Genomic DNA, 24,807 nt, shown 5'->3' on the forward strand with positions numbered 1-24,807 from the left:
GCTCCCTCGCCACAGATTTGTGGGGATTCAAATGCATTGGGTTCACAACCAGGAAGCGTCCCACAGCGGATAGTCGGCTAGGTCAGTGACCAGGCCTGCGCGTAATGGATTGGCTAACAGGTAGTCAGCAAAAGGACGCAGGTCTTCGCCGTCGCGTATGGCTCGGTCATGGTAGCCACTTTGCCAAAACGCGCCTGAGCGATCGATTGCGCGGTTGATGCTTAATGTGCTGCGAGACTTAATAGTCTGCATGACCGGCGCCAGATCCTGATTTCTCAGTTGCACCAGCCAATGCATGTGATTAGGCATGACCACAAATGCTAGGGAGTCAACCTGGCCCTCATCGTGGACTCGCTTTAACTCCGCGACCAGCAACCGTCCGAGTCGCCAGTCCTGGAATAAAGGCATTCGCTGATGCACCACGGTGGTGACCATATAGGCCCTGCCCGGCTCTGAAAAACGACCGTGACGAAGGCGATGTGAGTTAGGGCGTATCGGCATTCCATGGCTTCCTGAAACAAGATGTCCATTGACCCTAGACCGCCCAGGCATGCCGCGGCGCTGCAACTATTGAGCGAATTGTCCGAGCGTAATGCAGGAAAAATCGACGCCTTCGATTCATCTTTCGAAACCCGATCCCCTGTGGCGAAGGCGCTTGCTCCCGCTCGGCTGCGCAGCAGTCGCTAACCATTGGGGGCCGCTGCGCGACCCAGCGGGAGCAAGCGCCTTCGCCACAGGTCTGCGCCATCCGCCAACCAACGGATCTCCTACACCAAACGCTCGATTTTCTGGTGCCGCCAAACCAGTTTGTAGTACGCAGTTTGCAGCACCAGCATGCTCAGGTACGCCGCGGGGAAGGCCATCCATACCCCTTGCAGGCCGAAGCGCCCGTCGAGCCAATAGGCCACGGGCAATTCGACGCAGATGATCGAGAAGATAGAAATCGCCACCGGTATCAGCACGGTGCCGCTGGCGCGCATTATCCCGCCAATGGCGGCCTGGAAGCCGAACACCAGCATGCTCCAGAGCATGATGTGCAGCAGATGCTCGGCGGTGGCCAAGGTCGCTGCATCGGTGATGAACAAGCCGAGCAGCCAGTGCGACAGCAGATACCCCAACAGGATCAAGCCTCCGGTCAGCCACAGGTTGATCAACAAGCCGGTGCGCAGGATCAAGCCGATGCGCTGTAATTGGCCTGCGCCAATGGCCTGGGCGCCGAGGATCGACGCGGCGATCGCGATCGACAACGCCGGGAACTGCACGTAATTGACGATTTGCGTCACTGCGCCATAGGCCGCCGTGGCCTGCGAGCCATGCTGATTGACCAACGCCAGGATCACCAGCTCCGACAGCGAGATCACCACCATCTGCACCCCGGTGGGCAAACCGATGCGCAACACCTTGCCGAGAATCACCCGATCCAGCCGCAGCGCCGCGAAAAACGCCCGGTCCGGCGCCATTGGATGGCCGGTGCGCAGCATCCGCCACGCCAGCCACGCCATCGCCGCCACGTTACCCGCCAGCGCTGCATACGCGGCACTCTGGATGCCCAACTGCGGCAACCCGAACCAACCGCGGATAAACGCCGGCGTCAGCGCCAGCCCGACCACCGTCGACACCAACAACGCCAACAGTGGCGACAACGTATCGCTCACCCCGCGCAGCAATTGGGTGATCAGCACGAACACCAACAGCAGCGGCATGATCCCCATCATCACCTGCGCATAAGCCACCGCGTCGTCCAGCACATCCGCCGGGGTGCCCAATACCACCAGCGCCGACCGCGCAAATACACTGCCCAACACCGCCGCCACCAGGCCAATCAAAATCCCCAGCAGGATGGTCGACGCGGCGATCGACTTGACCACCTGCGTCTCCCGCGCGCCCCACGCCTGCCCGATCAACACCCCGGCCCCCGCGCCCAGGCCAATCACCAGCGCGACGAAAAAAAACACCACCGGAAACATGCCCGACACCGCCGCCAGGGCTTGGGTGCCGAGCATCTGCCCGATGTAGATGCTATTGACCGTGCCGGACATGGATTGCAGGAAATTCGACAAAACCATAGGCGCGAGGAACAGGAGGTAGGTTTGCCACAAAGGGCGGTCGGTCTGCATGCAGGGTCTCGGGGCGGCGGGTGGCGCTGTTGGGGAAGTGTACGATATCGGGGTAATAGAGTCAGACCGCCACGAAATCGAATAAATCACACCATTGTTTTCTCCTTAGGTCCTCCTTCACAATGGACAAAATCGATCTTCTCGAAGACTATGAACCTCCTCAAAATTTAAAACGCCCCATTAAAATAAAATCCTCAAAGTGCAAGAGCCTTATGATCCACCAACAATCTTCCATGGACGAAGCCATATGAGAACAATTCAAACCTCAGCAATTGCACTTCTTATTATTGGCATTGCCGTCTTGGGGTATTTTCTCAATAAAGCTCGGATAGAGGGATATGTGATTTCTAACGACGTAGCAACAAACTACACCGTCTCAGGGCAATTCGGAGATTTTGTCGGCGGCGTAGTTGGAACCTTCTTCGCCCTATCTGGCACACTTTTAATTTTCCTTAACTTCCGAGAGCAAACAAAAGAAAATAAAAGATCCGGATTCGAATCCTCTTTCTTTGAAATGATCAGATTATACCGAAGCAACGTCAGCGAACTTAAATATGATAAGAGCAACAAGCACAGAAGTGCAACATACGAAAACAGACAAGTCCTCCGGGAGATATTTCAAGAATTCGAAGAATGCTACAAAGAAATCAGAAGATTTTCTAACTCTGAAAACACCAAAGACTATTTTACAAAAACATATGAAAAAAAATTATTGTCAATCGTAAAACCAATCAATCCGAAAATAAACATCATAGAAATGGCCGCCATCGATCTAGCGTACATGACTGTCTTCTTTGGTCTAAGCGCAGAAGGTGAGCAAATAATAAAGAACAACATCAAAACTCGATATAAATCAGAGTATTTTTCTAGGCTTTTACACTTCTTAAAACTTAAACCTGAAAGGTCGGATAACGATCGATTCGATAACTGGACCAAGCTATTAAACCTACCACCAAAAGATCTTCACGAAACAACCCAAGCATTATATAAAGCAAAGAAAAAGCCGGAGTCCATGATTACAGATTTGCAGCTAGCGAAAGACTTCAAGATGGAACACAAATACGAAAAATATTATCGCGGACACCAGTTTAGATTAGGTCATTACTTTCGACATCTTTATCAAAGTTTCAAGTATCTAAACAACCATCCGGACATCACAGACAAAGAAAAGTACGAATATGGAAAAATGTACCGGGCTCAGCTTTCCACTTATGAGCAAGCGCTAATTTTGATAAATAGCATTTCATGCTTGGGAATGAAGTGGGAATTCACTCCAGAAGCCCCGGACAAAAAAATGCCTCACTCTACAAAGCTAATCACCAAATACAATATAATTAAAAACTTGCCTGGCGAACATCTATCAGGAATCAGATACAGAACCTATTATCCGAATATTGCCTACGAATCCGATGAGCAAAAGCTCCGTTAAGAGCTCATAAAATCGTCATAGGGGTCTGCTGCTGGGCATCACGCGAAATTTCGATTCTCCCTAGCAATTGGCATTTAAGATGTCACCGGTTGCGGGCATATGTGATGTATTAATGCGATTTTGGCGGGCGATTAAGAGATCAGGTTTCCAGCTAAGTCATAAATGGGCGCATTTTTTCGGCGCCCTTTTTTTGTGGGGGAGGTGATGAAGCAGCATTTGTGACGCTAGAGGACGCAGATATTTCGTTGTTAGATGGAGTGGCGGTGTCGCGGGCAAGCGCACTTTCACCGTGAGTTCGCTGTGACCTAGCAATTTGCAGGTCTATTCATATTCAAGCGGGCTGATCTGGCACTATCGCCAGCAAGCTCCCTCCCACAGAAAAGCAGTGTGTCGAGATCTTTCACGTCAGGCGGCCACAGTCTGGGTCATTACCTATCGATTTACGAACTGCCGACTTGCCGTCCTAGCTAAACCCGAAGCTGCCATTGCGGTAACGACAAAATTCATATCTAGCTCAACAGCCAACCGTCAACCGTCAACCGTCAACCGTCAACCGTCAACCGTCAACCACCCAGCGTGAGACCATTCGCCGGCAGCGGAAGTGCAGTTTTGTAACGCACCTGCTTGAGCGCGAAGCTCGAACGGATATTGGCCACTCCTGGGACCTTGGTCAGGAAATCCATCATGAACCGCTCCAGCGACTGGATCGTCGGCACCAGCACCCGGATCAGATAGTCCGGATCCCCCGCCATCAGATAGCACTCCATCACTTCCGGCCGGTCAGCAATGGCCGCCTCGAAATGCGCCAACGCCTCTTCCACCTGTTTTTCCAGGCTGACATGGATGAACACGTTGACGTGCAGCCCCAGCAAGTCGGCGTCGAGCAAGGTCACCTGTTCGCGGATCAACCCCAATTCTTCCATGGCCTTGACCCTGTTGAAGCACGGCGTCGGTGACAGGTTGACCGAGCGTGCGAGGTCGGCGTTGGTGATTCGAGCGTTCTCCTGGAGACTGTTGAGAATGCCGATATCGGTGCGATCAAGTTTGCGCATGAGATAAAAACGCCTGTTTTTTATGGTTGTGAAGAATTTCTATCCCCAAATCACCCCCGACGCAACGAAAGACAGAGAAATATTCTCCTGCGCCCGGCCTATGATGTTTGTAGGACAAGATTTCCCTCACAGGGGAATGACCGTCAGCTCACTACAAGAAATTCACAAGATCGAGCGTAGAAAGCCATGAATCCAGCGTATGAACCGCTACGCCTGCACGTGCCTGAACCCTCAGGCCGTCCCGGCTGCAAAACCGACTTCTCTTACCTGCGCCTGACCGACGCCGGTACCGTGCGTAAGCCCCCTATTGACGTTGAACCCGCCGACACCGCCGACCTGGCCAAAGGTCTGATTCGCGTGCTCGATGATCAAGGCAACGCCTTGGGCCCGTGGGGTGAAGGCGTGCCTTCGGAGATTCTGCGCAAGGGCATGCGCGCCATGCTCAAGACGCGAATTTTCGACAACCGCATGGTGGTCGCCCAGCGTCAGAAAAAAATGTCGTTCTACATGCAGAGCCTTGGCGAAGAAGCCATTGGAAGCGCTCAGGCCCTGGCCCTGAACATCGACGACATGTGTTTCCCCACCTACCGTCAGCAAAGCATTTTGATGGCCCGCGAAGTGCCGTTGGTGGACCTGATCTGCCAACTGCTGTCCAACGAGCGCGATCCGCTCAAGGGCCGGCAATTGCCGATCATGTACTCGGTGAAAGAGTCGGGTTTCTTCACTATTTCCGGCAACCTCGCCACGCAATTCGTCCAGGGCGTGGGCTGGGGCATGGCCTCGGCGATCAAGGGCGACACCAAAATCGCTTCGGCCTGGATCGGCGACGGCGCCACCGCTGAATCGGACTTCCACACCGCCCTGACCTTCGCCCACGTGTACCGCGCACCGGTGATCCTCAACGTGGTCAACAACCAGTGGGCGATCTCGACCTTCCAGGCGATCGCTGGCGGTGAAGCCACCACGTTCGCCGGACGCGGCGTCGGCTGCGGCATCGCTTCGCTGCGGGTCGATGGCAACGATTTCGTTGCGGTCTACGCCGCGTCCGCCTGGGCCGCCGAACGCGCCCGCCGCAACTTGGGCCCGACCATGATTGAATGGGTCACCTACCGCGCCGGCCCGCACTCCACCTCTGACGATCCGTCCAAATATCGTCCCGCCGACGACTGGAGCCACTTCCCGCTGGGCGATCCGATTGCCCGCCTCAAGCAGCACTTGGTGAAAATCGGCCAGTGGTCCGACGAGGAACACGCCGCCGTCAGCGCTGAACTGGAAGCCGAAGTGATCGCCGCGCAGAAAGAAGCCGAGCAGTACGGCACCCTCGCCGGGGGCCAGACGCCAAGCGCCGCGACCATGTTCGAGGACGTCTATAAAGAGATGCCGGAGCACTTGAAGCGCCAGCGTCAGCAGTTGGGGGTCTGAGATGAACGATCACAACAACCATATCGAGTTGGAAACCGCCATGACCACGACCACCATGACCATGATCCAGGCCCTGCGCTCGGCCATGGACGTGATGCTTGAACGTGACGATAACGTGGTGGTGTTCGGCCAGGATGTCGGTTATTTCGGCGGCGTGTTCCGTTGCACCGAAGGCCTGCAGACCAAGTACGGCACCTCGCGGGTGTTTGACGCGCCGATCTCCGAAAGCGGCATCGTCGGCGTGGCCGTCGGCATGGGCGCTTATGGCTTGCGCCCGGTGGCGGAGATTCAGTTCGCCGACTACGTGTACCCGGCGTCGGACCAGATCATTTCGGAGGCGGCGCGCTTGCGCTATCGCTCGGCCGGCGAATTCACCGCGCCGATGACCCTGCGCATGCCTTGCGGCGGCGGCATCTACGGTGGCCAGACCCACAGCCAGAGCATCGAAGCGATGTTCACTCAGGTCTGCGGCCTGCGCACGGTAATGCCGTCTAATCCTTACGACGCCAAAGGTCTGCTGATCGCCTCCATCGAGAACGATGACCCGGTGATCTTCCTCGAGCCCAAGCGCCTGTACAACGGCCCGTTCGACGGCCACCACGACCGCCCGGTAACGCCGTGGTCGAAACATCCCGCCGCGCAAGTGCCCGACGGCTACTACACGGTGCCGCTGGACGTCGCCGCCATCGCGCGTCCGGGCAAAGACGTGACCATCCTCACCTACGGCACCACGGTTTACGTCTCGCAAGTGGCCGCCGAAGAAAGTGGTGTCGACGCCGAAGTCATCGACCTGCGCAGCCTGTGGCCTCTGGACCTGGAAACCATCGTCAACTCGGTGAAGAAAACCGGGCGTTGCGTCATCGTCCACGAAGCCACACGCACTTGCGGCTTCGGCGCCGAACTGGCGGCGCTGGTGCAAGAGCACTGCTTCCACTACCTGGAAGCGCCGATCGAGCGCGTCACCGGTTGGGACACCCCCTACCCGCACGCGCAGGAATGGGCGTATTTCCCTGGCCCGTCCCGAGTGGGCGCGGCTTTGCATCGGGTCATGGAGGTCTGAATGGGCACGCACGTAATCAAGATGCCGGACATTGGCGAGGGCATCGCTGAAGTGGAACTGTCGGTGTGGCACGTCAAGGTCGGCGACCTGGTGGTGGAAGACCAGGTACTGGCCGACGTGATGACTGACAAAGCAATGGTGGACATTCCGTCGCCGGTGCATGGCAAGGTCATTTCCCTGGGCGGCGAGCCCGGCGAGGTGATGGCGGTCGGCAGTGTGCTGATCAGCATTGAAGTGGAAGGCGCGGGCAACCTGAAAGAATCCGCGCAACCCGCGCCAGCGGCGGCCAAAGAACCGCCGGTCGCCGAGCCGAAAAAAGTCGAAACCGTGGTCGAAAGCAAGCCTGTCGCCGCTGCCCGTCCGGCTACCGTGGCCCCCGGCCCGATCGTCGCCCGCGAGGCCAATGAGCGCCCGCTGGCCTCACCGGCCGTGCGTAAACATGCGCTGGATCTTGGCATTCAGTTGCGTCTGGTGCGCGGTACCGGCCCTGCTGGCCGAGTGTTGCACGAAGACCTTGATGCGTACCTGGCGCAAGGCCAATCCAACGCATCCGGTGCTTCTGCGGCTTACGCCGAACGCCATGATGAAGAGCAAATCCCGGTGATCGGCATGCGCCGCAAGATCGCCCAACGCATGCAGGACGCCACCCAACGCGCCGCACACTTCAGTTATGTCGAGGAAATCGACGTAACGGCGGTGGAAGAGCTGCGCGCGCACCTCAACGAAAAACACGGCGCCACCCGCGGCAAGCTGACCTTGCTGCCGTTTCTGGTGCGGGCAATGGTTGTGGCGCTGCGTGAGTTTCCGCAGATCAACGCGCGCTATGACGACGAAGCTCAGATCATCACCCGCCTCGGCGCGGTGCACGTGGGCGTCGCCACGCAAGCCGACATTGGCTTGATGGTGCCGGTAGTGCGCCATGCCGAAGCCCGCAGCCTGTGGGACAACGCTGCGGAAATTTCGCGCCTGGCCAACGCCGCGCGCAACGGAAAGGCCAGCCGCGATGAACTGTCCGGCTCGTCGATCACCTTGACCAGCCTCGGCGCACTCGGCGGGATCGTCAGCACCCCGGTGCTGAACCTGCCGGAAGTGGCCATCGTCGGCGTGAACAAAATCGTCGAACGGCCCATGGTGGTCAAAGGCCAAGTGGTGATCCGCAAGATGATGAACCTCTCCAGCTCCTTCGATCACCGGGTGGTCGACGGCATGGACGCGGCGCTCTTCATCCAGGCCATCCGTGGCTTGCTCGAACAACCCGCCACGCTGTTCCTGGAGTAAGGCATGCCACAGATTCTGCACACCACGCTGCTGATTATCGGCGGCGGCCCCGGCGGCTATGTCACGGCAATCCGCGCTGGCCAATTGGGCATTCCGACCATTCTGGTCGAAGGCCAATCCCTGGGTGGCACCTGCCTCAACATCGGCTGCATCCCGTCCAAGGCCCTGATTCATGTTGCCGAGCAATTTCAGCAAACCCGCCAGCACAGTCAGCAATCGGCGCTGGGCATCCGTGTTGCCGCGCCGAGCCTGGATATCGGCAAAAGCGTCGAATGGAAGGACGGCATTGTCGATCGCCTGACCACTGGCGTCGCCGCCCTGCTGAAGAAGCACAAGGTCCAGGTCATTCAAGGCTGGGCCAAGGTCGTCGACGGCAAGACCGTGGATGTCGGCGACACCCGCATTCAGTGCGAGCATCTGGTGCTGGCCACCGGCTCGCAAAGCGTCAACCTGCCGATGCTGCCGATTGGCGGGCCGATCATTTCCTCCACCGAAGCCTTGGCACCGACTGCCGTGCCCGAACGGCTGGTGGTGGTGGGCGGTGGTTACATCGGTCTGGAGCTGGGCATCGCCTACCGCAAGCTCGACGCCGAGGTCAGCGTGGTCGAGGCGCAGGAACGGATTCTCCCGGCCTATGACGGCGAACTGACTCAGCCTGTGCACGAAGAACTGAAGAAGCTTGGCGTAAAGCTTTACTTGAAGCACAGCGTTCAAGGCTTTGATTCATCTAACAATACCTTGCAAGTCAGCGATCCGAATGGCGACACCCTCAACCTAGAAACCGATCAGGTGCTGGTCGCCGTGGGTCGCAAGCCGAACACCCAAGGCTGGAACCTCGAAGCGCTGAACCTCGACATGAACGGCTCGGCGATCAAGATCGACAACCGCTGCCAGACCAGCATGCGCAACGTCTACGCCATCGGCGACCTCAGCGGTGAGCCGATGCTCGCGCACCGCGCCATGGCCCAGGGCGAAATGGTCGCGGAGTTGATCAGCGGCAAAAGTCGCGAATTCAATCCAGCCGCCATCGCCGCAGTGTGCTTTACAGACCCGGAGCTGGTGGTAGTCGGCCAGACCCCGGACGAGGCCAAGGCCAAAGGGCTGGACTGCATCGTCTCGAACTTCCCCTTCGCCGCCAATGGCCGGGCCATGACCCTCGAATCGAAAAGCGGCTTCGTGCGGGTGGTGGCGCGGCGTGACAATCATCTGATTGTCGGCTGGCAAGCGGTGGGTGTCGGGGTGTCCGAGTTGTCGACTGCGTTCGGTCAAAGCCTGGAAATGGGCGCGCGCCTGGAAGACATCGCCGGCACCATCCACGCCCATCCGACCTTGGGCGAAGCGGTGCAGGAAACGGCATTGAGGGCGTTGGGGCATGCGTTGCATCTGTAGCGGAACTTTGTGGAGAGGGAGCCAGCTCCCTCGCCACAAAAGGTCAGAATGAAGTATTGTTGTCCCCATCCAAAAACGTCAGAAGCCTTGTACCGTTTCGGCGGTTGTTAAGTAATAGAGGGTGTCATGGGTAACGAGAGCATCAACTGGGACAAGCTGGGTTTTGACTACATCAAGACCGACAAGCGTTACTTGTCGAATTGGAAGGATGGCGCCTGGGATGCCGGCACCCTGACCGAAGACAATGTGCTGCACATCAGCGAGGGCTCTACTGCGCTGCATTATGGCCAGCAATGCTTTGAAGGCCTCAAGGCCTACCGTTGCAAGGACGGCTCGATCAACCTGTTCCGCCCGGACCAGAACGCCGCCCGCATGCAACGCAGCTGCGGCCGCCTGCTGATGCCGCAGGTGTCCACCGAGCAGTTCGTCGAAGCCTGCAAAGAAGTGGTTCGCGCCAACGAGCGTTTCATCCCGCCGTACGGCACTGGCGGCGCGCTGTACCTGCGTCCGTTCGTGATCGGCGTGGGTGACAACATCGGCGTGCGCACCGCTCCCGAGTTCATTTTCTCGATCTTCTGCATCCCGGTCGGCGCCTACTTCAAGGGCGGCCTGACCCCGCATAACTTCCTGATTTCCGGCTACGACCGTGCCGCGCCAAACGGCACCGGCGCAGCCAAGGTCGGTGGCAACTACGCCGCCAGCCTGATGCCCGGCTCCCAGGCCAAAAAGGCGAACTTCGCCGATTGCATCTACCTCGACCCGCAAACCCACTCGAAAATCGAGGAAGTCGGTTCCGCCAACTTCTTCGGGATCACGCACGACGACAAGTTCATCACCCCGAACTCGCCGTCGGTGCTGCCAGGCATCACCCGCCTGTCGCTGATCGAGCTGGCCAAGTCGCGCCTGGGGCTGGAAGTGATCGAAGGTGACGTGTTCATCGACAAACTGTCGGAGTTCAAAGAAGCCGGCGCCTGCGGTACCGCCGCAGTCATCACGCCAATCGGCGGGATCAGCTACAAAGATCACCTGCACGTGTTCCACAGCGAAACCGAAGTTGGCCCGGTGACCCAGAAGCTCTACAAAGAGCTGACCGGCGTACAGACCGGCGACGTCGAAGCGCCAGCGGGTTGGATCGTCAAGGTTTGAGCTGACTCCCCTGCCCCATGAAAAACGCCGCTTCCGGTGATCGGAAGCGGCGTTTTTTATGCCCGGGCGTATCAGCTCGGTTCGGTGTGCGCCCGCTCACGGGGGCTGAGATCGCCGATGCGCTCAGCGTCCGGCCAGAACAACGCCGCTTGGCCGCAAGCCACGCCCTGCTCGTCGAGCAACGTCCAGACGCTGCCTTCATGAATCACGAACGGCTGATTGTGGTAATCCACCCGATACCCTGTGTAACCATGGGCTATGCCGTCGGCCGTGACCTGTTCCAGCAAGGTCTGGCGCACTGCGCGATCAAGCGGCGAGGCGCTGAAGCGCGAAGGCATGCCGATAAAGTGCTCGCGCGGGTACTTGAAACTCGCCAGCGCTTGCTCGTTGGCATACATGAAGCAAGGGTCCGCTTCCCGGCCGTGGGCCAGCAAGGCGTAAGGCGCGTGACTATGCAGCCAGGCCAGGCGCTCGTCGGCATTCAGGCCATGGGGGCTGGGCAGGCCGTGGCCGGTCCAGTGGCGATAGGCGGCATCCAGCCGTTGCACTGGCTCCTTGAATTCGTTGGATGACGACATGGGCGCTCCGGTCAAAACGGTTCAAGTGATTCGCACGGCGCTGCTCAGGCACCCTGCGATAACGAGTGACCCTACCTAAGACATTGCACTTCGAAAAGCGCCAATTGCAGGGAAATTCTGCAGGCCAAATCTGCAAATCTACTGCAAACCATTGTCTAGCCTCGGATTAACCGCTGTCGCAATGACTGCATTGAAGTCTTTATGACTCGCCCTGCCCGCAGTCAAAACTACAACAGCAACGCTACGCCCCTTGCCTTGTGAGGCTCAGACATATGGCCCGCTTTTTGAAATGGACATTTCGAGGTTCAACTGTCCATCCATGCCCTGTCGGCTCGCGTTCCTCCAGCCGAGCAACCTGAGGCAGCACGCAAAAAGGAAAGGTATATGAAGACTGATTTTCGCGATCGCCTGGCCGTAGTCACCGGCGCCAGTTCCGGCATCGGCCTGGCCGTGACCACCCAACTGTTGGAACAAGGGGCACGGGTGCTGGCCATGTCCCGTCAGCTGGGCGGCCTTAGTCAGTTGACCGAACGCTACGGCGAGCAACTGATTTGGGTGGCCGGCGACGTCACCGAGGCCGCCGACCTTGCGCGCTTGGGCCAGCGCGCCGCGAGCCTGGGCCCGGTGGATTTCGTCGTGCCGAACGCGGGTATCGCGCAACTGGCGGATGGCCTGGACACCTCGGCTTTCAATCGGCAATGGGCGGTCAACGGCGCCGGCGCGCTGAATACCCTGGCCAGCCTGCGCGATCATCTGGGGCAAACCGCCTCAGTCGTGTTCATCGGAACCTTCCTCGCGCAACTGAGTTTCCCTGGACTGGCCGCCTATATCGCCTCAAAAGCGGCGCTGATCGCCCATGTGCGCACCCTTGCCGTGGAACTGGCGCCTCATGGCATCCGCATCAACACCGTATCGCCGGGCCCGACCGCCACGCCGATCTGGGGCACCCTGGGTCTGAAAAGCGAAGAGCTAGGCGAAGTCGCCAACGTCGTCAATCAACGTCTGCTGGGCGGTGAGTTCCTGCAACCGGAAGCGGTGGCTGAGGTGATTCTGTTCCAGCTCGGTCGCGGCGCCCGCAGTGTCTTCGGCCAGGATTGGGTGGTGGACAGCGGCTACAGCGTGCGCTGAACCTTGAGGACTTTGCCGGCGCGCCCGGCAATGCCGCTGGCCTGACCGTCCTGCTGCTTGCCGGTGCGCGCCTGGCTGATCAATCCGGGGATCAACACCCCCTCCGGCAGGTTTTTCCAGAAGCGCGCCGGCAAGTGACCCTGCATGACTTTCGGGTTCAACCGCGCCGGGTTGAAGATGTGGCTGTAATAAGTCAGCCACAGTTCGCCGTGGAGATCATCGACCTGCTGCGCCAATTGCTGCCATTGCGGCGGACACTGGCGCTGATGGATCAATTGCTCACCGTCGTAGTAGACGCCGTCCCGTGGGGTAGCAATCAACCAACGCTGCTGGCCCATGCGCCCGATGAAATGCGCGCTGGCGCTGTGCAGGATGTCGTGGGCCGGCTCGTGCCAGGCCACGAATTGCGGGCCTTCGGCTGCCGGCCGCTCGACGAAGCGCACGAAAGCATGCAAATGATGAGCTTCGCGGCGCACCTGTTTGATCCGCCGCTGCAGTTCGCTGCCTAGCTTGTCGCCGGCCATCATCGCCGTGCGGTCACCGTGGCTGACCCGCCACAACACTTCGTACAACAGGTTCCAGCGTTGATCGCCGCGATAACGGGCGGCGTTCTCCAGGGTTTCCAGCAGCGCCATGGGAATCCGCGCCTGGAACGGACCTGGCGCGTCCGGCACGGATTCGTCATTGGCGAACAGATCCACCCGGCCATCGCTGTCCCAACTCACCAGGCTCGGATCGATTTCATGGCTGAGCAGCCGGCGCGCCTGTTGGCGCCAGGTATCAAATAGGTCATCGCAATCGAGAATGATCATCCCCACAGCCCCATCTGCTGCGGCTGAGGCCGGTCGCGCAATTGCTGATAGAGCAAATGGCTGGTGACTTCCGCTTGCTGCGGGTGGTAGTCGCTAGTGATGAAAAACGGCTTGGCCTTGGCCAGCACACAGCGCATCCGCGCCAGGTCCTCGTAGCGAATACGACGCTGGCGCCGCAATTCCACCAGGCGTTCGGTAGTACGCAGACCGATCCCGGGAATACGCGCGATCAGGGCCGGCTCGGCATGGTTCAGATCCAGTGGGAACACCGCGCGGTTTTCCAGGGCCCAGGCCAGTTTCGGGTCCATGTCCAGCGCCAGATGCCCTGGCCCCTTGAACAATTCCCCGGCGGTGTAGCCATAGCTGCGCAGCAGGAAATCGGCCTGGTACAAACGGTGTTCACGCATCAGCGGCGGTGCGGCCAGCGGGACGCTTTTCGGGCTATTGGGGATCGGGCTGAACGCCGAATAGTAGACCCGCCGCAGGCGGAAGTTGCCGTACAAGGCCTGGGCGCTATGCAAAATCGTGCTGTCATCGGTGTCGTCGGCCCCCACGATCATCTGCGTGCTCTGCCCGGCCGGCGCGAACTTCGGCGCTCGCGGCTCATTGAGCACCGTTTGCACGCCGGTGTAGATGGTTTGCATGGCTTGCTTGATCGAGCCCAGTTGCTTTTCCGGCGCCAGGGTTTGCAGGCTCAGGGCGGTGGGCAGTTCGATGTTGACGCTCAGTCGATCGGCGTAGCGCCCAGCCTCTTCGATCAGCGCCGGATCGGCTTCCGGGATGGTCTTGAGGTGGATGTAGCCGCGAAACTCGTGCTCCTCCCGCAGTAACTTGGCCACGCGGATCAACTGTTCCATGGTGTAGTCCGCCGAGCGGATGATCCCGGAGCTGAGGAACAAGCCACTGACGCAATTGCGCCGGTAGAAATCCAGGGTCAGGGTCACCACTTCCTCGGGGGTGAAACGCGCTCGCGGCACATCGCTGGAGCGGCGGTTGACGCAGTACTGGCAATCATAAAGGCAGAAGTTGGTCAGCAAGATTTTCAGCAGCGACACGCAGCGCCCGTCCGGCGTGTAACTGTGGCAGATGCCCATGCCATCGGTCGCGCCGAGCCCGCGCTTGCCTTCGGAACTGCGCTTGGGCGCCCCGCTGCTGGCGCAGGAGGCGTCGTACTTCGCGGCGTCGGCGAGGATGCTCAACTTGTCGATGAGTTGCATGGAGAAGCCTCAATACTGTGTGCATGTACAGTATAGGGGTGACCGCCGATACACAAGTGTGAAGCATGCCCGTCCGTCCTGTGCCGGGCCCACCGTGCAGCCGCTTCGGGGGCAAACCCTCTCACCAAAGTACCGGTCCGGCTCAACCACCCGCCGCCATGCGCCGGGCGACAAATTCCACGAACGCATTGAGTTTGGGCAAGGATTTCTTCGCTCGCGGGTAGACCATCTGCACCGGTTTAGGCGGCGGCGCGTAGGCGTCCATGATGCGGACCAGTTCGCCGCTGGCCAGGGCGGCAGAGACCAGGAAATCCGGTTGCATCAGAATACCTTCGCCGGCAATCGCCGCCTGCAGCAGGATCTGGCCGTCGTTGCTTTTCAATACTGCGCGCTCCGGCCAGGGCACGTCACTGCTGCCATTTTTCAGCGGCCAGGCGAAGCGGTTGTTCCATGAGGTGTGGCTGAGAAGACGATGCTGGTGCAGGGCTTCCGGCGTGGTCGGCTCGGGCCGTTGCGCCAGGTAACGCGGCGCGGCGCAGATCACCATGCGGTACGGCGGCAAGGCGCGGGACACGAGGTTGACGCCAATCAGTTCGGAAATCCGGAAGCCCAGGTCGAAAGCGCTTTCGTAGAGGTCGACCACTTCATTGCTGAGGATCAGCTCGACCTGAACGTCCGGGTATTCGCCCATGAAGTCGGCGACCAGGGGCCCGACCAGCGACACGCCGAGGGACACCGGCGCGGTGATGCGCAGCAGCCCGCTGGGCTCGGCGCTGACGGCTTCGACACGGTTGAAGGCGTAACTGACCTGCTCGAGCGCCAGCTTCGCCTCCTGATAAAACAACCGCCCCTCACCGGTGATCGATTGGCGTCGCGTGGTGCGCTGGATCAGCTTGGTGTTGAGGGTTTTTTCCAGGCTCTGGATATGCCGCCCGACCATCACCGCCGACATGCCGACCTGCGTTGCCGCGTCGGCGAAGCTGCCGGCCTCGACCACCGCGACGAACACTTCCATCTGCCTGAGTTTGCTCATGACCACGCCTTGCAAAAGGGGCCGCAACTATAAAGAGCCCGGCCCCAGACGAGCAACCGCCGCTATACAGCAAAGACTCAGCAGGTCCACGACGCCGCGCTGTCGGTGTCCAGACCGTAACGCTGGATCGCTTCGGCGCACAGTTGCCGATCGACGACGCCCTCCTCGGCCAGCGACGTCAGCGCCGCGAGCACGATGGAGTGCCGGTCTATCTCGAAGAACTCCCGCAGCGCCGCGCGTGTATCACTGCGACCGAAGCCGTCGGTGCCGAGCGCGGTGAAAGGTGCCGGCAGGTAGGAGCCGATCAGCTGCGGTAAGGCGCGCATGTAGTCGGACACCGCGATCACCGGCGCACTGCCCGGCAGGCAGTCGGCCAAATGGCTGCTGCGCAAAGCCTCGCGCGGGTGCAAACGATTCCAGCGTTCCACCTCCCGCGCGTCGCGGGCCAGTTCGCTGAAGCTTGTGACACTCCAGACTTCGCTTGCGATCTGCCACTCGCTGGCGAGTAACTCGGCGGCGGCGATCGCTTCACGCAGGATGGTCCCGGAACCCAGCAGGCGCACCGTGCCCAACGGCTTGGCCGGGGTCTGCTCGCTGAAGCGATACATGCCGCGAATGATGCTGTGCTCGACGCCGTCCGGCAGGCTCGGGTTAGCGTAGTTTTCGTTCATCAGGGTCACGTAGTAGAACTCGTCGACATCGTGCTCCAGCATCTGGCGCATGCCGTGGTCGAGGATCAGCGCGAACTCGCCGGCAAACGCCGGATCGTAGGCGCGGCAATTCGGCACGCTGGCAGCGATCAGATGGCTGGTGCCGTCCTGATGCTGCAAGCCCTCGCCGCCCAGCGTCGTGCGCCCGGCCGTTGCGCCGAGCAGGAATCCGCGGGCGCGCTGGTCGGCGGCGGCCCAGATCAAGTCACCTACGCGCTGAAACCCGAACATCGAGTAATAGATGTAGAACGGCAACATGCGCAGGCCATGCACCGAATAACTGGTGGCGGCCGCGACCCAGGAGCTGATGGCGCTGGCCTCGCTGATGCCTTCTTCCAGAATCTGCCCGTCGGTGGCCTCGCGGTAGCTGAGGATCGAGCCAATGTCCTCCGGCTCGTACCGTTGGCCAAGGCTGGAATAGATACCGATCTGCTTGAACAGGTTGGCCATGCCGAAGGTGCGCGCTTCGTCGGCGACAATCGGCACAATGCGCGGGCCCAGTTGCTTGTCCTTGAGCAAATTGCTCAGCATGCGCACGAAGGCCATGGTGGTGGACATTTCCTTGCCGTCGGCCTGGGTGGCGAACCCGCCGTATCCACTGACCGTGGGCACCGGCACTGGCGCAGCCGCGCGATTGCGCGCCGGCATCGCACCGCCGAGGGATTGCCGACGCTGATGCAAGTAGCGCATTTCGCTGCTGTCGGCAGCGGGTTTGAAGAAGCTCAGCGACTCCACTTGTTCATCGGTCAGCGGCAAGTGGAAGCGGTCGCGGAAGGCAATCAGCGCTTCGCGGTCGAGTTTTTTCTGTTGGTGGGTGGTCATCTTGCCCTGCCCGGCCTCACCCATGCCGAAGCCTTTTTTGGTCTGGGCCAGGATCACGGTCGGCTTGCCTTCGTGCAGGCTGGCGGCGCGGTAGGCGGCGTAGATTTTGGTGATGTCGTGGCCGCCGCGCGTGAGGCGGTCGATCTGTTCGTCACTCAGGCCTTCGGCCAGTTTGGCCAGCGACGGGTTTTGCCCGAAAAAATGCTCGCGGTTGTAGGCACCGTCCTTGGCGGCGAAGGTCTGGAACTGGCCGTCAACGGTGTTGGACAAGGTGCGCACCAGTGCGCCGTCGTGGTCCTGGGCGAGCAAGGCGTCCCAGTCCGAGCCCCAGACCAGTTTGATCACGTTCCAGCCGGCGCCGCTGAACAGCGCTTCCAGCTCGTCAATGATCCGCCCATTGCCGCGCACCGGGCCGTCAAGCCGTTGCAGGTTGCAGTTGACCACCCAAGTCAGGTTGTCCAGGCCTTCGCGGGCGGCGAGGGTCAGGGCGGACATGCTTTCCGGCTCGTCCATTTCGCCGTCGCCGAACACGCCCCAGACATGCCGGTCGGTGGTGTCTTGCAGGCCACGGTGCTGCAAGTAGCGCATGAAGCGCGCCTGGAAAATCGAACTGATCGGGCCGATACCCATGGAGCCGGTGGGGAACTGCCAGAAGTCCGGCATCAGCCACGGGTGCGGGTAGCTCGACAAACCCTGTACACCGGTTTTGCGCGCGGTGATTTCCTGGCGGTAGTGCTGCAGATCGGTTTCGCTCAAGCGCCCTTCGAGGAAGGCCCGGGCGTAAATCCCTGGGCCCGAGTGCGGCTGATAGAACACCAGGTCGCCGTCGAAGATGTCGCTGCGGGCGCGGAAGAAATGGTTGAAGCCGACCTCGAACAAATCCGCCGCACTGGCGTAACTGGCGATATGGCCGCCGAGTTCGCCGTAGGCCTGGTTGGCGCGCACCACCATCGCCAGGGCGTTCCAGCGCATGATCGAGGCCAGCCGCTCTTCGGTGGCAAGGTCACCGGGAAAACGCGGTTGCCGGTCCACCGGGATGCTATTGATGTAAGCCGTGCCATGGCTCGGTTGCCAGCCGATGGCCGGCTCGCGGGCCATTTCCGCCAGTTCGTCGAACAGCCATCGCGCGTGCTTGATGCCGCGAGTGGCGACCAGCGACGCCAGAGCGTCGCGCCATTCGTGCAGTTCGTCGAGGTCCTGCGCGGTCAAACCGGCAGCGCTGTTAATAGGGTCGGGGGACTCAAAACGGTTCATTTGGCGGCTCCTCGTTTTTTTTACTAGTCTATGCCGGAGCCCGCAGCTTTTTTGACCGTTGTTGCACTTTGCCCGCGTCATTCGCGGCATAAATCACTTCAAACAACAAAAGTAAAAGCACAATGAATTTCGACAGCATTGACCTGAAGATCCTTAGAGAACTGCAACGGGACAGCAGCCTGTCGAACGTTGAACTGGCCAAGCGCGTGCATCTCTCGCCCTCGCCGTGCCTGGCGCGGGTCAAGGCACTGGAAGCCTCCGGCTGCATCCGCGAATACGTCGCGCTGCTCAAGCCCGAGGCGCTGGGCCTGCGCCTGAATGTGTTTATTTCCATCAGCCTCAAGCAACAGGGCCGCGAGGCGTTGCAGAACTTCGAGCGCAACATCTGCGAGTGCGACGAGGTGATGGAGTGCTACTTGATGACCGGCGACGCCGACTACCTGATCCGCGTGGTGATGGCCGATATGCAGGCGCTGGAACACTTCATCATTGAGCGTTTGTCGCCGATGCCGGAGGTGGAAAAAATCCGCTCCAGCCTGTCGCTGAAGCAGGTGCGCTACAAAACCGCGCTGCCGCTGCGGGCCACGCCTTGATGCGGCGAGGTGATTGCTAACTTGCGGTGTCGCGACTCCTAACCTTGAATGCGTTTATCGCCCAGGCGGCTGGCCGTAGAGTCTGTTCCTTTCGCTCGCGAGGTCTTATTGATGCACACCGTATTGGAGAAGGCGCTGGACCGTATTGCCCGGACCGAGCTGTTGTTTGGTCCAACCCCGATCTCCCGCGCCACGCGACTGGAGCAACTGTTGGGCGTCCGGGGCGTGGGCATTTACCTTAAGCGCGACGATCACATGCTGATCGGCGGTGGCGGCAACAAGCTGCGCAAACTGGAGTTTCACCTCGGCGCCGCCCTTCAAGAGGGGGTCGATACGGTCATCACCGTCGGTGGCTTGCAGTCCAACCACGCGCGCCTGACCGCCGCGGTGTGCGCACGCCAGGGCCTGGCCTGCGAGTTGTTCCTGACCCGCGCGGTGCCCAAGCCGGAAGTCGATTACGAACTCAATGGCAACGTGTTGCTCGACCAGTTGTTCGGCGCGCGGCTCAAGGTGTTTGCCGCCGGCACTGATGCCCTCGCCCTGGCGCAAGCGCGGGCCACGCAGTTGCGCGAATCCGGACATAACGTGCTGGTGATTCCCACCGGCGGTTCGACACCGTTGGGCGCCCTGGGTTATGCCCGTTGCGCGGCGGAAATCGCCCAGCAGGCGGCGGCGCTGAAAGTCGACTTCGACCAAGTCATTGTGCCCAACGGCAGTGCCGGCACCCACGCCGGGCTGGCGGCGGGTTTCCACCTGATGGGCCGTGGTGCGGCGACGGTCAAATCCTATTCGGTGCTGGCCGACCGCGAAACTTCGGTGGCGCGCACCCTGCAACTGACGCAGGACGCCCTGACATTGCTCGGAGGAAGCACGGTGGAGGCCAGCGAAATCATCGTCGACGGCAGCCAGTTGGGCAGCGGCTACGGCTTGCCGACCGAAGCGATGCAGGACGCCGTGCGCCTGATGGCGCAGGCCGAGGGCCTGCTGGTGGACCCGGTGTATTCCGGCAAGGCCTTCGCCGGGTTACTCGCAGATCTGCGCCAGGGCCAGTACCGCGCGGGCGACAATGTGCTGTTCGTAATGACAGGCGGCACACCGGGCCTGTACGCCTATCGCGAGACGTTCCAGGGTCATTGACCCGGACCTCACGGCGCTTGGAAGGTCTGCAGGTAGGTCAGCAGATCGTCGATTTTTTCCGGGTCGTCGAGGCCCCAGAAAATCATCCGCGTGCCGGGCACGACTTTCTTCGGCGCTTCAAGGTAAGCCACCAGGGTGTCGCGGTCCCAGGTCAGGTTGGCGGCCTTCATGGCATCGGAATATTGATAGTCGCTGCTGCTCGCGGATGCTCGCCCAAGGATGCCGTTGAGTTGCGGACCGAAGGACGCCCGCGCGCCCTCGCCCACTTGATGACAGCCGCCGCAAATCCGTTTGAACAGCTTCTCGCCGGCCTCAACATCGCCGGCGGCATGGGCGTGCTGGCTGGCCAAAGCCAGCATGAAAATCAGTCCTGCGGTTTTGCTCATGGGTGTTCCTGGATCGGCGTAAGTCGGCGAAAGCGTTTAGGGCCGTCAGATTACGATACAAATTAAACAGGCATCCGTTGAATTTCCCCGCCAGTCTTTCCTGTGCTTGGTAACATCGCGCACATCTTTGTTAAGCTTTAATGACTGGATAAGCCTGTGTTGAACACACTTCGGGGCTGGTTGCAGCGGCCCTATGCGCGTCTCATTACCCTGATTGGCCTGCTGATGGTGGTGCCGCTGTGCCTGCGCCTGGCACTCGGCTGGGCCAACCCGCTCGGCTATTTGTCGGACCTGGGCATCGGCAGTCTGTTGCTGGTGCTGCTGTATCGCCGAGCCTGGTGGCTGGCGCTGCCAGTGCTGGTGCTGTGGGGTTTGATCAACGTGGCAAGCGCCGAACTGGTCAGCGCGGTAGGCCGCCTGCCTAACGTTTCGGACCTGCATTATCTGATCGATCCGCAATTTATCGAGAACTCCACCGGCGGTGGCTTTGCTCAACCCTGGCTGGCCGCTGCGTTGTTATTGGCTTTGCTGGTGTGGCTGGCGACCCTGTGGCTGGGCCGTTCGACCCCCGCGCCACGTTTGCCGCGCAAAACCTGGGCCGCGCCACTGCTGCTGTTGATCGGCCACTGGGGCGCGCAGCATCTGCAACCCAGCGACGATGACGAGTGGCGCCTGTACAACCTGCCGCATCAACTGCTCGCCGCCAGTGTCGGCGAAGTGCAAACCCGTGCCGAAGAGTGGCTGGAAGACGACGGCATCGATGACCTGCCGCCGCAAATGGCCGGGCTGACGCAACTGGACCTCGACGGCCAGCCACTACTGAGCGCCCCCGGACGCGCGCGCAATGTCATGATCATCACCCTCGAAGGCATTCCGGGCGCTTACATCGCCGCCAACCGCGAGGCGCTGCACAGCCGTTATCAGGAAAACCTGATGCCCAAGCTCAGTCGCTGGGCCGAGCGCGGCATGAACACCCCCGACTACGTGTTGCACAGCCACCAGACCATTCGCGGCCTGTACGCCATGCTCTGCGGCGATTACGACAAGCTCGACAACGGCACGCCCAAAGGCGTCGAAATGCTCACCCAGAGCGAGCGCAACCAGGCCTGTCTGCCGGCGCAACTGCACAACCACGGCTTCGCCACCCACTATCTGCAGGGTGCCGGGCTGCGCTTCATGGCCAAAGACAAGATCATGCCGCACATTGGCTTTGACACCACCCTGGGCCTGGAATGGTTCACCAACGCCTCCTATCTCGACTTCCCCTGGGGCAAGGACGACAAAGCGTTTTTCGAAGGCGCGCTGGATTACGTTGGCCAGTTGAAAAAGCAAAAAAAGCCGTGGATGTTGACGCTGTTGACGGTGGGCACGCACCAGCCCTACTCGGCGCCGGACGATTATCTGGAACGCTACGACACCGCCAAGCAGGCGGCGGTGGGCTATCTCGACGATGCGATCGACCAGTTTCTGAGCGACCTCGAACGCCAAGGCGTACTCAAAGACACGCTGGTGGTGATCACCTCTGACGAATCCCACGGCATCGACGGTGTGCGGCTGGCCTCTTCCTGGGGTTTCAACCTGATGCTGGCGCCGGAACAGGCGCAGTTGCCCAAGGTGAAAACCGGAGTCTACGGCCACGTCGACCTGGCCACCTCGATCCTCGATTACTTCGCGCTGCCGATCCCCGACGCCCTCAGCGGTCGCTCGCTGTTGCGCAATTACGACACCGGCCGCGAGATCATGTCGTTCACCAACGGCAAGCTGCGCTACCACGATGGCCAGGGCACCCTGACCGATTGCGACTTCCAGCAACGCTGCCGCAATTACGCCAGCGACGGTTTCATCGCCGACCGCGCGACCTTCAAGGGTCAATATGGCGGTTTCCGCGCGCGGCAGATCGCGGCCCGTGCCACGGCGCTGGATCACAGCCTGCTGCGCACGCCGCTGAACCAGCACTATCAGTTCGGCAGCCCGGCGATCATTCCACTGCAAGCGCAGATCAAGGATGACTGGGCCGACAACCTGATCGGCGCGCAGTACCTGGAAATGCCCAAGGGCTCGCACACCCGAGTGCGCCTGACCGTACGCTCGGTCGACCCACAGCAGGACGCCTACATTCTGCTCAAAGCCAAGGAACTGGAGCAGGACGTGCCGCTCGGCTTGCCGGATGAAATGCGTGTGACGGCGGACCAACCGCTGGTGATGGATTTCAGCTTCGATAACCCGCAATCGCGCAAAGCCTTTTCCTTCCACCTGCTGGGCTATGGCCTCGGTGCGGTAGAGGTCAGCGACTTCAGTGTGGTCACTGAAACCCCTGGGCAGGATGAGCCGCAGGAAGAATCCGCCGAGGACACTGCGGCCCATTCGAGTTGAGTCGGTAGCCGCCAGTGCACCTGCTTTTCGGCTATATGCTCAGCAGTAAAACGCAGGATATTTAGCCCCACCGTTATGGTTAACTGATTGAAATGTCAGTTGAATCCGACGATGGAGCCGCCATGACCCGCCTTGCCTCCCGCACCTTTGCCGAGATCCGCCAAGCCCTGTTGAACCGTGAAGAAGTCGCGTTGGTGGATGTCCGCGAAGAAGCGCCTTTCGCTGAATCGCATCCGCTGTTTGCCGCCAATATCCCGCTGTCGAAACTTGAGCTGGAGGTCTATGCGCGGATTCCCCGGCGCGATACCCAGGTCACCGTCTACGACAATGGCGAAGGTCTCGCGGAGCTGGCGGCGCAACGTTTGCAGGCCTTGGGTTATGTGAATGTCAGCCTGCTCGACGGCGGCCTCGACGGTTGGCGCCGCGCTGGCGGCGAACTGTTTATCGACGTCAATGTGCCAAGCAAAGCGTTCGGCGAACTGGTGGAAAGCCAGCGTCACACGCCATCGCTGGCGGCGGAAGACGTGCAAGCGCTGCTCGACAGCCAGGCCGATGTGGTGGTGCTCGACGCCCGACGCTTCGACGAATACCAGACCATGAGCATTCCCACCGGCATCAGCGTGCCAGGGGCAGAACTGGTACTGCGGGCGCGGGAGCTGGCCCCGGACCCGGCGACCCATATCATCGTCAATTGCGCAGGGCGCACCCGCAGCATCATCGGCACCCAGTCACTGATCAACGCGGGCATCGCCAACCGCGTCTCGGCCTTGCGCAACGGCACCATCGGCTGGACCCTGGCCGGGCAACGCCTGCAACACGGCCAGTCGCGGCGGTTTGCGCCGACCAGTGAAAAACACCGGCAAATCGCTGCGCTGGAGGCCCGTCGCGTCGCCGATAAGGCATTGGTGGGCCGCGCCGGCCTGGCGGATCTGCAACGTTGGCAGCAGGACGCGACGCGCAGCACCTACCTGTTCGATGTGCGCACCCCAGCGGAATTCGTCCTCGGCCACCTGCCCGGTTCGCGCTCGACCCCGGGCGGGCAACTGGTGCAGGAAACCGACCACTTCGCCAGCGTGCGCGGCGCGCGCCTGGTGCTGGTGGACGACGATGGCGTGCGGGCCAACATGTCGGCGTCGTGGCTATCGCAACTGGGCTGGGACGTGCACGTCATCGATGATCTGCAACCCGAGCATTTCAGCGAAACCGGCGCATGGCAGGCACCGCTGCCGGCCGTACCGCAGGTCGAAACCATCAACGCCGAGACCCTCGCCCGATGGCTGGCGGAAGGCGACAGCGTGCTGCTGGATTTCAACAGCAGCGCCAATTACGTCAGGGGCCACATCCCCGGCGCCTGGTGGCTGTTGCGCAGCCAATTGCGACAGGCGCTGAGCCAAGTCCCCACCGCACAGCGTTATGTGCTGACCTGCGGCAATGGTGAGCTGGCGCACCTGGCAGTCGCAGAAGTCGAGGCCCTGACGGGAACAGCAGTGTTTGTCCTGGGAGGCGGCACCGCCCAGTGGATCGCCGAACAACGACCACTGGAAGAAGGCGAAACCCGCCTGGCGTCGCCCCGCATCGACCGCTACCGCCGCCCCTACGAAGGCACTGACAATCCGCGCGAAGCGATGCAGGCCTATCTGGATTGGGAGTTCGGCCTGGTCGAGCAACTGGGCCGAGATGGGACTCATGGGTTCTTTGTGATTTGAGAATGGGGTTCGCGTTCCAGTAACGCGCAACACCGGTGGGAGCTGGCTTGGGCCGCGTTCCGATGAAGACGGTGTTTCAAGAGATAGATTTCTAGCGCCTGCAAGGCCTCATCGCTGGCAAGCCCCACAAGGGGAATGCGTACAACGCGAGACCAGGTCGGCTAC

The 24,807-nt window shown here is 60.6% G+C and carries 20 protein-coding genes; 11 read left to right on the forward strand and 9 right to left on the reverse strand.

Features of this window, described 5'->3' with window-relative positions:
• Positions 1-42 precede the first annotated feature (42 nt).
• Together RG836_RS21470 and RG836_RS21475 are read right to left on the reverse strand one after the other, a co-directional pair.
• Positions 43-501, reverse strand: a complete 459-nt coding sequence (locus RG836_RS21470) for an REP-associated tyrosine transposase (protein WP_310849345.1) — start codon at positions 499-501, stop codon at positions 43-45.
• A gap of 266 nt (positions 502-767) precedes the next feature.
• Positions 768-2,117 carry an MATE family efflux transporter gene (locus RG836_RS21475; protein ID WP_310849346.1) on the reverse strand — a complete coding sequence of 450 codons (1,350 nt, stop codon included), beginning with the start codon at positions 2,115-2,117 and terminating at the stop codon, positions 768-770.
• Between the two features lie 247 nt (positions 2,118-2,364).
• Here RG836_RS21475 and RG836_RS21480 point away from each other — a divergent pair, with 247 nt between their 5' ends.
• Positions 2,365-3,546, forward strand: coding sequence for a putative phage abortive infection protein (locus tag RG836_RS21480; protein ID WP_310849347.1), 1,182 nt, complete (start codon positions 2,365-2,367; stop codon positions 3,544-3,546).
• A gap of 563 nt (positions 3,547-4,109) precedes the next feature.
• On the opposite strand, the gene bkdR is transcribed toward RG836_RS21480, so the two are convergent.
• Entirely contained in the window at positions 4,110-4,598 is a 489-nt protein-coding gene (bkdR, locus tag RG836_RS21485; RefSeq protein WP_310849348.1) for a Bkd operon transcriptional regulator BkdR, read from the reverse strand.
• Positions 4,599-4,784: 186 nt separating this feature from the next.
• On the opposite strand from bkdR, the gene RG836_RS21490 reads away from it, so the two are divergent.
• The 5 genes from RG836_RS21490 to RG836_RS21510 all read left to right on the forward strand — a co-directional run bounded on the left by RG836_RS21490 (position 4,785) and on the right by RG836_RS21510 (position 10,893).
• Positions 4,785-6,020 carry a 3-methyl-2-oxobutanoate dehydrogenase (2-methylpropanoyl-transferring) subunit alpha gene (locus RG836_RS21490; protein ID WP_310849349.1) on the forward strand — a complete coding sequence of 412 codons (1,236 nt, stop codon included), beginning with the start codon at positions 4,785-4,787 and terminating at the stop codon, positions 6,018-6,020.
• 1 nt (position 6,021) lies between these two features.
• Entirely contained in the window at positions 6,022-7,080 is a 1,059-nt protein-coding gene (locus tag RG836_RS21495; protein WP_310849350.1) for an alpha-ketoacid dehydrogenase subunit beta, read from the forward strand.
• A complete protein-coding gene (locus RG836_RS21500) occupies positions 7,081-8,358 on the forward strand; it encodes a dihydrolipoamide acetyltransferase family protein (RefSeq protein WP_310849351.1) in 1,278 nt (425 codons plus the stop codon). It begins immediately after the preceding gene.
• A 3-nt stretch (positions 8,359-8,361) separates the two neighbouring features.
• The gene (gene lpdA / locus RG836_RS21505) at positions 8,362-9,747 is read left to right on the forward strand and encodes a dihydrolipoyl dehydrogenase (RefSeq protein WP_310849352.1); all 1,386 of its coding nucleotides are present in this window, start codon (positions 8,362-8,364) and stop codon (positions 9,745-9,747) included.
• 126 nt (positions 9,748-9,873) lie between these two features.
• Positions 9,874-10,893: a branched-chain amino acid aminotransferase gene (locus RG836_RS21510; protein WP_310849353.1), complete on the forward strand. Its 1,020-nt coding sequence runs from the start codon at positions 9,874-9,876 to the stop codon at positions 10,891-10,893.
• A 71-nt stretch (positions 10,894-10,964) separates the two neighbouring features.
• Here the strand turns inward: RG836_RS21510 and RG836_RS21515 are convergent, their stop codons facing one another.
• The gene (locus tag RG836_RS21515; RefSeq protein ID WP_310849355.1) at positions 10,965-11,471 is read right to left on the reverse strand and encodes an MEKHLA domain-containing protein; all 507 of its coding nucleotides are present in this window, start codon (positions 11,469-11,471) and stop codon (positions 10,965-10,967) included.
• 384 nt (positions 11,472-11,855) lie between these two features.
• Between RG836_RS21515 and RG836_RS21520 the strand changes: the two genes are divergently transcribed.
• Positions 11,856-12,599 (forward strand): SDR family NAD(P)-dependent oxidoreductase, encoded by a 744-nt coding sequence (locus tag RG836_RS21520; protein ID WP_310849357.1) that lies wholly within the window; start codon positions 11,856-11,858, stop codon positions 12,597-12,599.
• On the opposite strand, the gene RG836_RS21525 is transcribed toward RG836_RS21520, so the two are convergent.
• The 4 genes from RG836_RS21525 to mdeB all read right to left on the reverse strand — a co-directional run bounded on the left by RG836_RS21525 (position 12,584) and on the right by mdeB (position 18,447).
• On the reverse strand, positions 12,584-13,411 hold the full coding sequence (locus tag RG836_RS21525; protein ID WP_310849359.1) for a TIGR03915 family putative DNA repair protein: 828 nt from the start codon (positions 13,409-13,411) through the stop codon (positions 12,584-12,586). The genes RG836_RS21520 and RG836_RS21525 overlap by 16 nt on opposite strands.
• On the reverse strand, positions 13,408-14,628 hold the full coding sequence (locus tag RG836_RS21530) for a putative DNA modification/repair radical SAM protein (RefSeq protein WP_310849361.1): 1,221 nt from the start codon (positions 14,626-14,628) through the stop codon (positions 13,408-13,410). The genes RG836_RS21525 and RG836_RS21530 overlap by 4 nt, the downstream gene beginning before the upstream one ends.
• Before the next feature lie 142 nt (positions 14,629-14,770).
• Positions 14,771-15,661 (reverse strand): LysR family transcriptional regulator, encoded by an 891-nt coding sequence (locus tag RG836_RS21535; protein ID WP_310849363.1) that lies wholly within the window; start codon positions 15,659-15,661, stop codon positions 14,771-14,773.
• Positions 15,662-15,738: 77 nt separating this feature from the next.
• Positions 15,739-18,447 carry an alpha-ketoglutarate dehydrogenase gene (mdeB, locus tag RG836_RS21540; RefSeq protein WP_310849365.1) on the reverse strand — a complete coding sequence of 903 codons (2,709 nt, stop codon included), beginning with the start codon at positions 18,445-18,447 and terminating at the stop codon, positions 15,739-15,741.
• 122 nt (positions 18,448-18,569) lie between these two features.
• On the opposite strand from mdeB, the gene RG836_RS21545 reads away from it, so the two are divergent.
• Together RG836_RS21545 and RG836_RS21550 are read left to right on the forward strand one after the other, a co-directional pair.
• Complete coding sequence (locus RG836_RS21545) at positions 18,570-19,040, forward strand: Lrp/AsnC family transcriptional regulator (RefSeq protein WP_310849367.1); 471 nt, start codon at positions 18,570-18,572, stop codon at positions 19,038-19,040.
• Positions 19,041-19,151: 111 nt separating this feature from the next.
• Complete coding sequence (locus RG836_RS21550) at positions 19,152-20,177, forward strand: D-cysteine desulfhydrase family protein (protein ID WP_310849369.1); 1,026 nt, start codon at positions 19,152-19,154, stop codon at positions 20,175-20,177.
• An 8-nt stretch (positions 20,178-20,185) separates the two neighbouring features.
• On the opposite strand, the gene RG836_RS21555 is transcribed toward RG836_RS21550, so the two are convergent.
• Positions 20,186-20,563 carry a c-type cytochrome gene (locus RG836_RS21555; protein ID WP_310849371.1) on the reverse strand — a complete coding sequence of 126 codons (378 nt, stop codon included), beginning with the start codon at positions 20,561-20,563 and terminating at the stop codon, positions 20,186-20,188.
• 159 nt (positions 20,564-20,722) lie between these two features.
• Between RG836_RS21555 and RG836_RS21560 the strand changes: the two genes are divergently transcribed.
• The gene (locus tag RG836_RS21560; protein ID WP_310849374.1) at positions 20,723-22,936 is read left to right on the forward strand and encodes an LTA synthase family protein; all 2,214 of its coding nucleotides are present in this window, start codon (positions 20,723-20,725) and stop codon (positions 22,934-22,936) included.
• A gap of 122 nt (positions 22,937-23,058) precedes the next feature.
• Entirely contained in the window at positions 23,059-24,642 is a 1,584-nt protein-coding gene (locus tag RG836_RS21565) for a rhodanese homology domain-containing protein (RefSeq protein ID WP_310849373.1), read from the forward strand.
• Positions 24,643-24,807: the final 165 nt, after the last annotated feature.

It is taken from the genome of Pseudomonas rhizozeae, from assembly GCF_031583775.1.
Taxonomy (GTDB): Bacteria; Pseudomonadota; Gammaproteobacteria; order Pseudomonadales; family Pseudomonadaceae; genus Aquipseudomonas.